This is a genomic window from Amycolatopsis minnesotensis (genome assembly GCF_039529815.1).
In the GTDB taxonomy this organism is placed as follows: Bacteria; Actinomycetota; Actinomycetes; order Mycobacteriales; family Pseudonocardiaceae; genus Amycolatopsis; species Amycolatopsis minnesotensis.
In genome coordinates, this window is sequence record NZ_BAAANN010000026.1 from 55,447 (window position 1) to 69,078 (window position 13,632).

Consider the following 13,632-nt stretch of genomic DNA (forward strand, 5'->3'; position numbering starts at 1 on the left):
ATGGCCGCTCAGATGAGCGACGGAAGAAGGTGGGGCCGGATGCGAGCCGCGATCATTGACCAGCCGGGCACGATCAGGGTCGGTGAGGTGCCAGACCCGAAGCCCAGAGAGCGTCAAGTCGTGCTCGAGGTGGGTGCCTGCGGGATCTGCGGGACGGACCTGCACATCGCGGACGGCCATTTCCCCCCGACCCCCTACCCGATCGTGCCTGGTCACGAGTTCTCGGGCCGGATCGTCGAGCTGGGCGCCGACGTGCCTGGCGGCTGGAAGGTCGGCGACCGCGTCGCCGTCGACCCGTCGCTGTTCTGCGGGTACTGCACGCCGTGCCGCACCGGGCGCGGAAACCTGTGCGAGAACTGGAACGCCACCGGTGACACGGTGAACGGCGCGTTCGCCGAGTACGTCGCGGTGCCGTCGGCGAACTGCTACCGGATGCCGGACTCCATGAGCTGGGAGGAAGGCGCGCTGGTCGAGCCGGTTTCGTGCGCCGTGCACGGGGTCCGCAAGATCGGCGTCGAGGTCGGCGAGCGGTTCCTGGTGATCGGCGCGGGCACGATGGGCCTGATCATGCAGCAGCTCCTGCAGCGCGGCGGCGCGCGCGTCACCATGGTCGACCGCAACACCGCGCGGCTCGCGAGATCCACCGCGCTCGGCGCGCACGCCGTCGCGGGCGACGTTTCCGAGCTGGACGGCGAGAAGTTCGACGCCGCCGCCGACTGCACCGGTGCCGCGCCCGCGATCGAAGCCGCCTTCGACTCGCTTCGCCGGGGTGGCAGGCTGCTCGTCTTCGGTGTGGCGCCCGCCGAGGCCAGGATCGCGCTGTCGCCGTTCCGCATCTACAACGACGAGATCACCGTGGTCGGCTCCATGGCCGTGCTCGACAGCTACGGCCCCGCGCTCGACCTGGTGGCCGCGGGCGTGATCGACACGAAGGCGTTGCTCACGGACAAGCTGCCGCTCGAAGAGTTCCCCGGCGCGCTGGATCTCATGCGCAGCGGCGCCGGCCTGAAGGTGCAGGTACTACCGGGAGGTGGGCATGCGTAGGTTCATCCTGCTCGCGGTGGCGGTGCTGCTCGGCGTCACCGGGTGCGCCGGTGCGGGCGCGATCGGGGCGGGCGGCCGCACGCTGGTGATCGCGATCGTGGCCAACCCGCAGATGAAGGACGCCATCGCCCTGTCGAAGCAGTTCGAACAGGAGAACCCCGGCGTCAAGCTGAAGTTCGTGTCGCTGCCGGAAAACCAGGCCCGCGCGAAGATCACCGCGTCCACCGCCACCGAGGGCGGCGAGTTCGACGCCGTGATGATCAGCAACTACGAGGCGCCGCAGTGGGCTGCCAACGGCTGGCTCGAAAACCTGAGCCCCTACATCGACCGGACGCCGGGGTACGACAAGGACGACTTCATCCCCAGCATCCGCGACTCCCTGTCCCACGACGGTTCGATGTACGCCGTCCCGTTCTACGGCGAGTCGTCGTTCCTGGCCTACCGCAAGGACCTCTTCGAGAAGGCCGGGCTGACGATGCCCGCGAAGCCGACCTGGAAGCAGATCGCCGAGTTCGCCGGGAAGCTCGACGACAAGGCGGCCGGGGTGTCCGGGATCTGCCTGCGCGGCAAGCCGGGCTGGGGCGAGAGCCTCGCGCCGTTCTCCACGGTGGCCAACACCTTCGGCGCCCAGTACTTCGACAAGGACTGGAACGCGAAGCTCACCTCGCCGGAGTTCAAGGCGGCGGCGAACTTCTACGTCGACCTCGTCCGCGAACACGGTGAGGTGGGCGCGTCGAGCGCGGGCTTCTCCGAATGCGGCACCGCGTACACGCAGGGGCAGACCGCGATGTGGTACGACGCGACGGTCATGGCCGGTACCAACGAGGACCCGTCGGCCAGCAAGGTGGTCGGCAAGTCCGGGTACGCGCCCGCGCCGGTGGACAAGACGCAGGCGAGCGGCTGGCTCTACACCTGGTCGCTCGGCATGCCGAAGGTGGGCAAGAACAAGGAAGACGCCTGGAAGTTCATGCAGTGGATGACCAACAAGCAGTTCGTCAAGGACGTCGGCAAGACGTTCGGCTGGAACCGGGTGCCGCCGGGCGTGCGGAAGTCGACCTACGAGATCCCCGAGTACAAGCAGGCCGCCGCCGCGTACGCGCAGCCGACCCTCGACGGGATCGACGCGGCGAACCAGCAGAAGACGATGGTGAACCCGGTCCCGTACCCCGGGATCCAGTTCGTCGGCATCCCCGAGTTCCAGGACCTCGGAACCAGGGTGAGCCAGCAGTTGTCGGCGGCCATCGCCGGGCAGATCTCGGTCGATGACGCGCTGGCGCAGTCACAGGAGTACGCGCAGACGGTCGGCGCGTCCTACCGGGAGGGACACTGATGTCCACGCTCTCCGCCCCGGCGCGGTCCGCGCCGTCCAAGGCCACCACGGGTAAGGCCGCGAAACCGCGCACGTCCGGTTCGTGGAAGCGGCGCCTCCCGCTGATGCCCGCGCTCCTGTTCACCGTCGCGGTCACGCAGCTCCCGTTCCTGCTGACGGTGTTCTACTCGTTCCAGTCGTGGAACCTGGTCCGCCCCGGTTCGCGGCACTTCGTCGGCTTCGGCAACTACCTCGACGTGTTCACCGACAGCCAGTTCCGCGGCGCGATGCTGAACACGGTGATCCTGACCATCGTGTGCGTGTTCTTCTCGCTGCTGCTCGGGCTCGGGTTCGCGCTGCTGCTCGACCGGAAGTTCCTCGGCAGGGGAGTGGTCCGCACGCTGCTGATCACGCCGTTCCTGATCCTGCCCGCCGCGGGCGCGCTGCTGTGGAAGACGACGATGTTCCACCCGAGCTTCGGGTTGCTGCACTTCGTCTTCGGCACCGACACCGACTGGCTTTCGGCGTTCCCGCTCGCTTCGGTGATGGCGCAGATCGTGTGGCAGTGGACGCCGTTCATGATGCTGCTGATCCTGGCCGGGCTGCAGAGCCAGCCGAAGGAGGTGCTGGAGGCCGCTTCGGTCGACGGCGCCGGCCGGGTCCGCACGTTCACCGCGATCACGCTGCCGCACCTGAGCCGGTACCTGCAGCTCGCCACGCTGCTCGGCGCGATCTACATCGTGAACAGCTTCGACGCGATCTTCCTGATGACCCAGGGCGGTCCCGGCACGGCGAGCACGAACCTGCCGTACTACATCTACCAGCGCGCGTTCGAAGGCTTCGACATCGGGCAGTCCTCGGCGATGGGCGTGATCGTGGTGATCCTGACCATGATCGTGGCGACCTTCGCGCTGCGCCTGATGTTCCGGACCTTCGCGGTGAGCGGAGGCGTGAAATGACCACGGCAACGGCCACCAGGCAGGCGGAACCGGCGAGCCCGGCCCCGCGCAAGCCCAAGCGCGGGCTCGGTCCCGGCGCGCTCACCGCGGCGACCTGGATCGTCGCGATCCTGTTCGTGTTCCCGTTGATCTGGATGGTGCTCACCGCCTTCAAGACCGAGAGCGACGCCTTCACGGATCCGCCGAAGCTCTTCTTCACCCCGACGCTGGACCAGTTCGCCGGGGTGATCGACCGCGGGTTCCTGCCCTACCTCGGCAATTCCGCGTTCGTCACCGTCCTTTCGACACTGCTGGTGCTGCTGCTCGGCGTGCCTGCCGCGTACGCGCTTTCGCTGGCACCGGTGAAGGGCACCAGCAACGCGCTCGGCTTCTTCCTCTCCACGAAGATGCTGCCGATCGTCGCGGCGATCATCCCGCTGTACGTGATTTCGCAGAACGTGCAGCTGCTCGACAACGTGTGGGCGCTGGTCATCCTCTACACCGCGATGAACCTGCCGCTGGCGATCTGGATGATGCGCTCGTTCTTCCTCGAGGTGCCGACCGAGATGATCGAAGCGGCCCGTGTGGACGGTGCGAGCCTGCCGACCCTGCTGTACAAGGTGATCCTGCCGGTCGTCGCGCCGGGGATCGCCGCCACGGCACTGATCTGCGTGATCTTCTCGTGGACGGAGTTCTTCTACGCGGTGAACCTGACCGCGGCGCGCGCGGGCACGGTCCCGGTCTTCCTCGTCGGCTTCATCACGAGCGAGGGCCTGTACTGGGCGCAGCTTTCGGCGGCGGCGCTGCTCGCCTCGCTGCCGGTGATGATCGTTGGCTGGATCGCACAGAACCACCTGGTACGCGGCCTTTCCATGGGCGCGGTCAAGTAAGGAGAAAAAATCATGGCCGCAGTCGCTTACGCCGCCGCGTCCCGCGTGTACCCCGGTGCCAGCGCGGTGCGCGCCGTCGACCGGCTCGAACTGTCCATTCCGGACGGTGAGTTCCTGGTGCTGGTCGGGCCTTCGGGGTCCGGCAAGTCCACCGCGCTGCGCATGGCGGCCGGGCTCGAAGACGTCGACGAGGGCGCGATCCACATCGGTGACCGCGACGTCACGGACCTGCCGCCGAAGGATCGCGACATCGCGATGGTGTTCCAGTCCTACGCGCTCTACCCGCACATGACGGTCGCCGACAACATGGGCTTCGCGCTGCGCCTTCGCGGTGTGCCCAAGCCGGAGATCGCGGACAAGGTCAAGGAGGCCGCCGGCCTGCTCGACCTGACGAAGTACCTCGACCGCAAGCCGAAGGCGCTTTCCGGCGGGCAGCGGCAGCGCGTCGCGATGGGCCGCGCGATCGTGCGCGAGCCCAGTGTGTTCCTGATGGACGAGCCACTGTCCAACTTGGACGCGAAGCTGCGGGTGGAGACGCGCGCGAACATCGCGAAGCTCCAGCAGCGGCTCGGCACCACCACGATCTACGTGACCCACGACCAGGTCGAGGCGATGACCATGGGGGATCGGGTCGCGGTGCTGAAGGACGGCGTGCTGCAGCAGTGCGCTTCGCCGCGCGAGCTGTACGAGAACCCGGCCAACGCGTTCGTCGCGGGGTTCATCGGCTCGCCCGCGATGAATCTGGGCACCTACCGGGTCGTCGACGGCGGGGCGCGGCTGGGCGAGCTGACCGTGCCGGTGCCGCGTCCGGTGCTGGACGCGGCCTCGGGCCTCGACGAGATCGTGCTGGGCGTGCGCCCGGAGTCGCTCGGCCTGGTCGGCGCCGGCGAGGACGGTTTCGAGCTGACCGTCGACCTGGTGGAGGAACTGGGCGCGGACGCCTACCTGCACGGCACCGTCGACGGCGCGAGCGAGCGCATCGTGGTGCGCGTGGACGGCAGGACGCCGCCGCGGATCGGCGAGAAGGTGCGCGTCGGCCTGCGGGACGCGGGCGAGGTGCACGCCTTCCACCCGGAGACGTCGCGGCGCCTCGGCTGAGAGTGCTTCGGCCGCCCGGCGGGAACCCCTTACCCGCCGGGCGGCCGCGCGTTTTCGACTGCCCGAAGGTCACCTCCGGGGCGTCACTCCTGCTTGAGCGAGAGCGCCTGGCTCGGGCAGACGTGCACGGCTTCCTGGACGCTCACCAGGATTTCGCCGTCCACCTCGTCCCGCTGCACCAGTACGGTGCCGTCGTCCTCGCTCTGGTCGAACACGGCGGGCTCGGTCAGCACGCACTGCCCTGCCCCCACACACCGATCGCGGTCCGCGATGATTCGCATGGTTCCTCCCTACCAGGTCACGGGCAGCTCGTGCAGCCCGTAGATGGTCGCGTCGTCCTTGAACGGCAGGTCGGCGACCTTCGCGGCCAACCGCAGCCCAGGAATGCGCGCGAAGAGCGTGTCGAACACGATCTGCAGCTCCATCCTGGCCAGATTCTGCCCGAGGCACTGGTGCGCGCCGAACCCGAACGCCACATGGTGGCGCGCGCCGCGTTCGAAGTCGAGGGTGTCCGGGGCCTCGAAGGCCGCCGGGTCCCGGTTCGCCGCGTTGCCGAGCGTGATGACGCCTTCGCCCGCTTTCACCAGCACGCCACCGATTTCGATGTCCTCGACGGCGACGCGGGACGTCGCGGTCTCGGCGATCGTGAAGTACCGGAGGAGTTCCTCGACCGCGTCCAGCGTCCGGCTGGGGTCGTTCTTGATGATCGCGAGCTGGTCGGGGTTCTCCAGCAGCGCGAGCGTGCCGAGCGAGATCATGTTCGCTGTCGTCTCGTGCCCGGCGACCAGCAGCAGGAACGCGAGCGACACCAGCCCGTCGTGGTCCTCGGCGTCCTGTGCCCGCTGGCGGAGCACCTGCCTGCCGAGCAGGTCGTCCTCGGTCGGCGCCTTCTCCTTGCCCGTGACGAGCTGGTCGAGGTAGTCGAGCAGCTCGTCGAAGGCTTCGCCGCGCTCGTCGGCCGGGGTGTGCCGGTTGAGCAGCTTGGCCGTGCGGGCCTGGAAGAAGTCGTGGTCGCGGTAGGGCACGCCGAGCAGTTCGCAGATCACCAGTGACGGCACCGGGAGCGACAGCGCCCGCACCAGGTCGGCGCCGGGCGGCCCGGCGAGCATCGCGTCGATGCGCTCGTCGACGATCTCCTGGATCCGCGGCTGCAGCGCCTTCATCCTGCGGACGGTGAACTCGCCGACCACCTCGCGCCGCGCCTGCCCGTGCTCCGGCGCGTCCATCGTGATGAGCGAGGCCTTGAAGTCCGGCCGCCTGCGCTGGCCCGGCACGATCATTGGGAAGTTCGGGTTGCGCCGGTCGGAGCTGAGCCTCGGGTCGGTGAGCATGGTCCGGACGTCGTCGAGCCGCGTGACCACCCACGCGCGCTGGCCGGTCGGCAGCTCGACCTGGGAGACCGGGGCCTCCTCGCGCATCGTGCGGTACTCGGCGGGCGGCGAGAACGGGCAGGTCCTCGTCATCGGGAAGCTGGCGACTTCGGTGTCCGCGACTTCGGTCATGGGTGTGGTTCCCCTCAATCCAGGCAGTCCGTCGGGAGCGGAGCTATGTGGAGTTTGTTCGTCCACTTGTGAAACCAGGGTACTTAAGCGGAGAGTTTCCGTCCACGTGCAAAGGGGTGATGGTCACGGAACGGACGTACGTTCCGTTGGTCGTTGCCCATGCGAGAATCTCCGCGTCAGTGCTGAGAGGTGACGAGATGACGGCGGACCCCGAGACCCGGCTGCGGGCCGACGCGCGCCGCAACCGCGACCAGATCCTGGCCGCCGCGCGGGCGATCTTCGCCGATCACGGCCCCGACGTGCCGATGGAGGAGATCGCGCGCGCCGCCGCGGTCGGCGTCGGCACGCTCTACCGGCGGTTCCCCGATCGCGAGAGCCTGATCAGGGAGATCGCGCGGGAGAACTTCGACCGGATGCTGAGCCAGGCGCGTGCCGCCGCCGACGAGGAGCCGACGGCGTGGGCGGCGCTCGTCCGGATCCTGCGGCACTCCCACGAGCTGCAGCTGAGCATCCAGCTCGCGATGCTGTCGCCGATGGCGCACGCGGTGCTGCAGAACGACCCGAAGACCGAGGAGTTCCGGACGGGGCTGCTGCGGACCATCGACGAGGTGGTCAGGGCAGGCCAGGCGGAGGGCTCGCTGCGCACCGACATCGACACCGGTGACGTCGCCATCCTGGCCGCGATGCTGCTGCGGCGGGTGCCCAAGGGCCGGTTCACCGCGATCGCGGACCTGGCGACCGACCGGTGCACCGCGATCATGCTCGACGGCCTGCGCGCGGGCGTCGGAACCGCGTTGCCGGGCAGGCCGCTGACCGCCGACGACATCGAGCCCCCCGGCCGCACTACCCCCCGCTGACCGCCGCGGTGCCGTCACGGTGGCTTTCCCTCATGCCGCGAAGGCCACAGTGATGATGTGTGCGCGTTGATTCTGGTGAGGTGGGTGGCGGAAGCGCGGAGCCGCCCGGGGGCTTGGTCTGTGAAGGTCGCCTTCGGGGAATCTGACGCCGCGATCTCGTCCCTCGCGGCGGGCGGCACGGCGACGCTGATGCCCTGAAGGGGCCCTTCGCGGCATCAGATTCCCTCAAGGGCCCCTTCGGGGTATGCGCCCGGGGCAGAGCGGGTCTGTGGAGGCCGCTTCCGTGGCATTCACGCCTATGAAGGCCTTTTTTGGGGCGCCGGCGCGGAGATGAGAATGAGACGTGAGCGGCGAAGTCCCAGTGCATGCTGTGAAGGGCGCCTTGAGGGAATCTGACGCCGCGATCTCGTCCCTCGCGGCGTGCGGCATGGTGGTGCTGATGCCCTGAAGGGGCCCTTCGCGGCGTCTGATTCCCTCATGGGCCCGTTCGGGGTATGCGCCCGGGGCAGAGCGGGTCCGTGGAGGCCGCTTCCGTGGCATTCACGCCTATGAAGGCCTTTTTTGGGGCGCCGGCGCGGAGATGAGAATGAGACGTGAACGGCGAAGTCCCAGTGCATGCTGTGAAGGGCGCCTTGAGGGAATCTGATACCGCGATCTCGTCCCTCGCGGCGTGCGGCACGGTGGTGCTGATGCCCTGAAGGGGCCCTTCGCGGCATCACATTCCCTCATGGGCCCCTTCGGGGCATGCGCCCGGAGCAGAGCGGGTCCATGAAGGCCACATCCGCAGTATGCACGTCGATGAAGGCCCTCTTTCGGGGCGCCAGCGCGGGGATGAGAATGAGACGTGAACGGCGAAGTCCCAGTGCATGCTGTGAAGGGCGCCTTGAGGGAATCTGACGCCGCGATCTCGTCCCTCACGGCGGGCGGCATGGTGATGCTGATGCCCTGAAGGTGCCCTTGGCGGCATCAGATTCCCTCAAGGGCCCTTCAGGGCACCTCGCTTTTGACCTCTACAGGAGCATCCTTCGGGGCATGAGGGTGGTCAGACGCCGAGCGGGTGCCAGACGGTCTTCGGTTCCAGGTAGCGGCGCAGGCGGGCGATGTCCGGCGTCGCGGTCCAGTCCGGCTCGGCGTCCGGCACGGTCAGCACGCGCTTCACGGTGCCCGCCGCTTCGCGCGCCAGGCCCGCGCGGTCCTCCGGCGCGGCCCCGGTCGGGTCGAGCGCGTTGACGTCGCCGTGCGCGGCGAGCCACGAGCCCAGTTCCGACGCCTTGCCGGTGAGGATGTTCGCGACACCGCCGGGCAGGTCCGAGGTGGCCAGCACCTCGGACAGCGTGATCGCGGGCAGCGGCCGTTCGGCGCTCGACACCACCACGGCCGTCGAGCCGGTGGCGAGCACCGGCGCGAGCGCGCTCACCAGCCCCAGCAGCGAGGAGCGCTGCGGCGCGAGCACGCCGACCACGCCGGTCGGTTCCGGGACGGTGAACGAGAAGTACGGGCCAGCCACCGGGTTCGCCGCGCCGAGCACGGTCGCGATCTTGTCCGTCCAGCCCGCGTACCACACCCACCTGTCGATCGCGGTGTCCACAAGGGACTGCGCCTTCTTCGCGGTGGCACCCTCCGAAGCGGACACTTCGGCGATGAACTGGTCGCGGCGGCCTTCGAGCATTTCGGCGACGCGGTAGAGCACCTGGCCCCGGTTGTAGGCCGTCGCCGACGACCAGCCGCCGAACGCCTTGCGCGCGGCGACCACGGCGTCGCGGACGTCCTTCCTGGACGCGTGCGCGGCGTTGGCGAGGAACTTCCCCTTGGTGTCGCTGACCGGGTACACCCGGCCCGACTCGGAGCGGGGGAACTTCCCGCCGACGTAGAGCTTGTAGGTCTTGGCGACGGAGATGCGCTGATCGTCAGACATCGAGGTAGGCCTCCAGCCCGGTCCGCCCGCCTTCGCGGCCGAAACCCGACTCCTGGTAGCCGCCGAACGGGGCGGTGGGGTCGAAGCGGTTGAACGTGTTGGCCCAGACGACACCGGCGCGGAGCTGGTTCGCCATCCACAGGATGCGCGAGCCCTTCTCCGTCCAGATGCCCGCCGAAAGCCCGTACGGCGTGTTGTTGGCCTTCGTCACGGCCTCGTCCGGGGTGCGGAAGGTCAGCACCGACAGCACCGGCCCGAAGATCTCTTCGCGCGCGATGCGCATCGACTGGTGCACGTCGGAGAACACCGTCGGCGCGAAGAAGAAACCCTTGTCCGGCACCGGGCACGGGCTCGTCCACCGCTGCGCGCCTTCGCTCTCGCCGGACTCGACGAGCCCCTTGATCTTCGCGAGCTGCTCGGCGGAGTTGATCGCGCCGATATCGGTGTTCTTGTCCAGCGGGTCGCCCATGCGCAAAGTGGACACCCGGTGGCGCAGCTTCGCCAGCAGCTCGTCCACAATGGACTCCTGGGCGAGCAGGCGCGAACCGGCGCAGCACACGTGGCCCTGGTTGAAGAAGATCCCGTTGACGATCCCCTCCACGGCCTGGTCGAGCGGGGCGTCCTCGAACACCACGTTCGCCGCCTTGCCGCCCAGCTCCAGCGTCAGCTTCTTCGCGGTGCCCGCGACCTGGCGCTGGATGAGTTTGCCGACGTCGGTCGAGCCGGTGAACGCGATCTTGTTGACGTCGGCGTGCTCGACCAGGGAGGCCCCGATGTCACCGGCGCCGGGCAGGATGTTCACCACGCCGGGCGGCAGCTCGGCCTGCTGGCAGATCTCGGCGAACACCAGCGCGGTCAGCGGGGTCGTCTCCGCTGGCTTGAGCACCACGGTGTTGCCGGTGGCCAGCGCGGGCGCGATCTTCCAGGCCAGCATCAGCAGCGGGAAGTTCCACGGGATGATCTGACCGGCGACGCCGAGCGGTTTCGGGTTCGGGCCGAGCCCGGCGTAGTCGAGCTTGTCCGCCCAGCCCGCGTGGTAGAAGAAGTGCGCGGCGGCCGTCGGGACGTCGGAGTCGCGGGACTCCTTGATCGGCTTGCCGTTGTCCAGGCTCTCCAGCACGGCCAGCTCGCGCGAGCGCTCCTGGATCAGCCGCGCGATGCGGAACAGGTACTTGGCGCGCTCGCTGCCCGGCATCTTGGACCAGACCCGGTCGTAGGCCCTGCGCGCGGCCTTCACCGCGGTGTCCACATCGGCCGTCGAGGCGGTGTTGACCTCGGCGAGCACCTCTTCGGTCGCCGGGTTGACCGTCTTGAGCGGCTCGCCGGACCCGTCGACGAACTCGCCGCCGATGAACGGCCGGTAGTGCGGTTTGAGGTTCGCGATCGCGCGGGACTCCGGCGCGGGCGCGTAGTCGAAGATTCCCATCAGTCCACCGTGACGTAGTCGGGGCCGCTGTAGTGGCCGTCGGCCTGGGTGCGGCGTTGCAGCAGCAGGTCGTTGAGCAGGCTCGACGCGCCGAACCGGAACAGGTGCGGGGTCAGCCACTGCTCGCCGGCGACCTCGTGCACGGCGACGAGGTAGCGCACCGCGTCCTTCGTGGTGCGGATGCCGCCCGCGGGCTTCACCCCGCGCAGCTCGCCGGTCTGGGCGTGCCAGTCGTGCACCGCCTGCAGCATCACGTGCGTGACCGGCAGGGTCGCGGCGGGCGAGACCTTGCCGGTGGAGGTCTTGATGAAGTCGCCGCCAGCGAGCAGCGCCAGCCAGGAGGCGCGGCGCACGTTGTCGTAGGTCGCCAGCTCGCCGGTTTCGAGGATGACCTTGAGGTGCGCGGGACCGCAGGCGGCCTTGATCGCCTTGATCTCGTCGAACACCTGCCCGTAGCGGCCTTCGAGGAAGGCGCCGCGGTCGATCACCATGTCGACCTCGGCCGCGCCCGCGTCGACGGCGATCTTCACGTCGGCGAGCTTGATGTCGAGGCTCGTGCGCCCCGACGGGAAGCCGGTGGCGACGCTCGCCACGTTGATCCCGGTGCCTTCGAGCGCTTCGACGGCCGTCGCGGCGAGGTCCGGGTACACGCACACGGCCGCGACCTGGGGAGTGTCCGGCCGGTCGGGGTCGGGCCGCTTCGCCTTCGCGGCGAGCGCGCGGACCTTGCCGTGCGTGTCGGCGCCTTCGAGGGTGGTCAGGTCGACCATCGAGATGGCGGTGTCGATCGCCCAGAGCTTGGCCGCCTTCTTGATGCTGCGCGTGGCCAGCCCCGCGGCCCGCTGCTCGACGCCGACCTGGTCGACGCCGGGCAGGCCGCGCAGGAACCGGCGCAGGCTCGCGTCGTCCCTCGTCGCGTCCTGCAGGGCGGGCGGCAGCGGGGTCTCCGCGGCGCTCGTCTGCGGTGACGTTGCCGTCGTTGCTGTCATGCGGTCGAGTGTATTCGCCGGTCAACGGCCGTGGGCGTGGCCGGGGAGAGGCGCGAAGATCTTCGGGGCCGTTCGCCCGGGATGGCCGCCGGGTGACCGAGCGGCTGCGGGGGCGCGGTCGCGATCACAGCATCCGAGGGCGGTTCCGATGTGCTTGGGATAGAGATGGGGCGACAGGTCTTCTCTTCCTGATCTTGACTCTGCTCGAATTGTCGGTGGTCTTCGGTAGAGTTGAAAATGGGGGCTGCTTTTTGGGTTTTGCTCGCGTGTTTGGGGGGCGCGGTGAAGGTTTACGGCACGCCTTCGGCGCGCCGTTGGCAATCGCCGCTCCTCGGCGCGGGTCGCGTCGTTGGTCACCAGCGGCGATTGCCAACGGAACGAAAACCTTTGGTCGCCTTGGGGTAGCGTCCCCGACGCACTGTCGGTCCCGTATGTTGTTTGGCTTGCGGTTTCATTGTGGGCGCGTTGTGGCAGGTTGTGATCATTTCTGTACCCGATCGGGTGATGGGTTGATTGATAGAATTGTTTTGTGGATGTACTGGAGAAGTCTGACGGTCGGGTTATTTCTGATTCTGCGGAGCATTGGAAGAGGTGGTTCCGGTTTGGGCAGGCGATGTTGTTGCGGCAAATCGCGCAGATGAGTGGGGTGTGGTCGCGAAGATCGGTGCTGGCGTGGGTGGCGTTGTCGTGCAACTGCACCCAAGCCGGGGCGGAGAAGAAGGCGGCGCTCGCTGACGCGTTGACGTCCTACCTGCCGCGCACCCTGGAGGCGTTGGAGAACGGGCTCATTGATGAGGGTATGGCGTCGAAGGTGTTTGAGGCTACCGCGTGTGCGTCTCGGGAGGTGGCGGCTGAGGTGGACTCGCGGTTGACGTTCGAGAACAAGAATCCAGGCTCGTTACGACGGATGGCCAACTCGCTGCTGATGCGGGTCGATCCCGAGGGGTATGAGCAGCGGCGGCGGGCCAAGACCGCCGCGCGGATGGTGGAGATCCGGCACGGGGATCACGGGTCCTCGACGTTGTTCGCGGAGTTGCCCTCGGATCGGGCGCAGGCGATCTATGCCCTGTGTGACCGGTACGCGTTGGACAAGAAGCGCCAAGGCGACGTGCGCACCATGGACCAGCTCAGAGCCGATGGCCTCGTGGAGCTGTGCCTGGGTGGGGAGTGCGGCGGTAAGCCGACGGCGCAGGTCTTCGTCTACATCGACCTGCCGACCCTGATGGGCCTGCGGAACAACCCCGCCGAGCTGGCCGGGTGCGGCGAGATCTCACCGGAGATGGCGCGCGAGATCGCCTTCGACTCGAACTCGGTGTGGAACCGGATCGTGTCCGAGCCGATGACCGGGCTACCGATCGACATGGGCCGCAAAAGCTACCGGCCGTCGAAAAAGATGCGCAGGTACGTCCAGGTCTTGCACCGCACCTGCTACCTGCCGGGCTGTTTCCGGCCCGCCCAGTACAGCGACCTCGACCACATCCAGCCCTGGAGCGAAGGCGGCGGCACCGACAAAGTCAACTTCCGACCCTTCTGCCGCGTGCATCACGGCCTGTGCGATGAACCCGGCTGGGAATTCCACACCGGCGACGACGGCACCATCACCGTCACCACCCCCGACGGCCGCACCTACACCGAAAAACCGACCGGGTTCATCTAGCGGATCG

The 13,632-nt window shown here is 68.4% G+C and carries 12 protein-coding genes; 7 read left to right on the plus strand and 5 right to left on the minus strand.

Annotation, left to right across the window (positions count from 1 at the left end; translation table 11 throughout):
* The first annotated feature begins 39 nt into the window (after positions 1–39).
* From ABD256_RS28850 to ABD256_RS28870, 5 genes are read left to right on the plus strand one after another with little or no spacing between them, the layout of a single operon-like run.
* Positions 40–1,044 (plus strand): zinc-dependent alcohol dehydrogenase family protein, encoded by a 1,005-nt coding sequence (locus tag ABD256_RS28850; protein WP_344425760.1) that lies wholly within the window; start codon positions 40–42, stop codon positions 1,042–1,044.
* Positions 1,037–2,374: an ABC transporter substrate-binding protein gene (locus ABD256_RS28855; protein WP_344425763.1), complete on the plus strand. Its 1,338-nt coding sequence runs from the start codon at positions 1,037–1,039 to the stop codon at positions 2,372–2,374. Before ABD256_RS28850 ends, ABD256_RS28855 begins: the two co-directional genes overlap by 8 nt.
* Positions 2,374–3,312 (plus strand): carbohydrate ABC transporter permease, encoded by a 939-nt coding sequence (locus tag ABD256_RS28860; protein ID WP_344425766.1) that lies wholly within the window; start codon positions 2,374–2,376, stop codon positions 3,310–3,312. The genes ABD256_RS28855 and ABD256_RS28860 overlap by 1 nt, the downstream gene beginning before the upstream one ends.
* Positions 3,309–4,181: a carbohydrate ABC transporter permease gene (locus ABD256_RS28865; RefSeq protein ID WP_344425768.1), complete on the plus strand. Its 873-nt coding sequence runs from the start codon at positions 3,309–3,311 to the stop codon at positions 4,179–4,181. The genes ABD256_RS28860 and ABD256_RS28865 overlap by 4 nt, the downstream gene beginning before the upstream one ends.
* Positions 4,182–4,193: 12 nt before the next feature.
* Positions 4,194–5,279: an ABC transporter ATP-binding protein gene (locus ABD256_RS28870; RefSeq protein WP_344425771.1), complete on the plus strand. Its 1,086-nt coding sequence runs from the start codon at positions 4,194–4,196 to the stop codon at positions 5,277–5,279.
* Positions 5,280–5,362: 83 nt separating this feature from the next.
* On the opposite strand, the gene ABD256_RS28875 is transcribed toward ABD256_RS28870, so the two are convergent.
* Both ABD256_RS28875 and ABD256_RS28880 read right to left on the minus strand, forming a co-directional pair.
* Positions 5,363–5,560: a ferredoxin gene (locus tag ABD256_RS28875; protein WP_344425774.1), complete on the minus strand. Its 198-nt coding sequence runs from the start codon at positions 5,558–5,560 to the stop codon at positions 5,363–5,365.
* Positions 5,561–5,569: 9 nt separating this feature from the next.
* Positions 5,570–6,781 (minus strand): cytochrome P450, encoded by a 1,212-nt coding sequence (locus ABD256_RS28880; protein ID WP_344425776.1) that lies wholly within the window; start codon positions 6,779–6,781, stop codon positions 5,570–5,572.
* Between the two features lie 197 nt (positions 6,782–6,978).
* Between ABD256_RS28880 and ABD256_RS28885 the strand changes: the two genes are divergently transcribed.
* Positions 6,979–7,638: a TetR/AcrR family transcriptional regulator gene (locus tag ABD256_RS28885; RefSeq protein WP_344425780.1), complete on the plus strand. Its 660-nt coding sequence runs from the start codon at positions 6,979–6,981 to the stop codon at positions 7,636–7,638.
* A gap of 1,042 nt (positions 7,639–8,680) precedes the next feature.
* Here ABD256_RS28885 and ABD256_RS28890 read toward each other — a convergent pair.
* The 3 genes from ABD256_RS28890 to deoC are packed head-to-tail and all read right to left on the minus strand — an operon-like array spanning position 8,681 to position 11,968.
* The gene (locus ABD256_RS28890; protein ID WP_344425783.1) at positions 8,681–9,553 is read right to left on the minus strand and encodes an aldehyde dehydrogenase family protein; all 873 of its coding nucleotides are present in this window, start codon (positions 9,551–9,553) and stop codon (positions 8,681–8,683) included.
* Complete coding sequence (locus tag ABD256_RS28895) at positions 9,546–10,979, minus strand: aldehyde dehydrogenase family protein (protein ID WP_344425786.1); 1,434 nt, start codon at positions 10,977–10,979, stop codon at positions 9,546–9,548. The genes ABD256_RS28890 and ABD256_RS28895 overlap by 8 nt, the downstream gene beginning before the upstream one ends.
* On the minus strand, positions 10,979–11,968 hold the full coding sequence (gene deoC, locus ABD256_RS28900; protein ID WP_344425789.1) for a deoxyribose-phosphate aldolase: 990 nt from the start codon (positions 11,966–11,968) through the stop codon (positions 10,979–10,981). The genes ABD256_RS28895 and deoC overlap by 1 nt, the downstream gene beginning before the upstream one ends.
* A 529-nt stretch (positions 11,969–12,497) precedes the next feature.
* Here deoC and ABD256_RS28905 point away from each other — a divergent pair.
* Positions 12,498–13,625, plus strand: coding sequence for an HNH endonuclease signature motif containing protein (locus ABD256_RS28905; RefSeq protein WP_344425792.1), 1,128 nt, complete (start codon positions 12,498–12,500; stop codon positions 13,623–13,625).
* Positions 13,626–13,632: the final 7 nt, after the last annotated feature.

Bases quoted from the DNA above. Each gene is read 5' to 3' on its own strand.
- ABD256_RS28860 (WP_344425766.1), top strand. From the start codon at position 2,374: ATGTCCACGCTCTCCGCCCCGGCGCGGTCCGCGCCGTCCAAGGCCACC.
- ABD256_RS28880 (WP_344425776.1), bottom strand. From the start codon at position 6,781: ATGACCGAAGTCGCGGACACCGAAGTCGCCAGCTTCCCGATGACGAGG.
- ABD256_RS28890 (WP_344425783.1), bottom strand. From the start codon at position 9,553: ATGTCTGACGATCAGCGCATCTCCGTCGCCAAGACCTACAAGCTCTAC.
- ABD256_RS28850 (WP_344425760.1), top strand. From the start codon at position 40: ATGCGAGCCGCGATCATTGACCAGCCGGGCACGATCAGGGTCGGTGAG.
- ABD256_RS28870 (WP_344425771.1), top strand. From the start codon at position 4,194: ATGGCCGCAGTCGCTTACGCCGCCGCGTCCCGCGTGTACCCCGGTGCC.
- ABD256_RS28875 (WP_344425774.1), bottom strand. From the start codon at position 5,560: ATGCGAATCATCGCGGACCGCGATCGGTGTGTGGGGGCAGGGCAGTGC.
- ABD256_RS28855 (WP_344425763.1), top strand. From the start codon at position 1,037: ATGCGTAGGTTCATCCTGCTCGCGGTGGCGGTGCTGCTCGGCGTCACC.
- ABD256_RS28865 (WP_344425768.1), top strand. From the start codon at position 3,309: ATGACCACGGCAACGGCCACCAGGCAGGCGGAACCGGCGAGCCCGGCC.
- ABD256_RS28895 (WP_344425786.1), bottom strand. From the start codon at position 10,979: ATGGGAATCTTCGACTACGCGCCCGCGCCGGAGTCCCGCGCGATCGCG.
- ABD256_RS28885 (WP_344425780.1), top strand. From the start codon at position 6,979: ATGACGGCGGACCCCGAGACCCGGCTGCGGGCCGACGCGCGCCGCAAC.
- deoC (WP_344425789.1), bottom strand. From the start codon at position 11,968: ATGACAGCAACGACGGCAACGTCACCGCAGACGAGCGCCGCGGAGACC.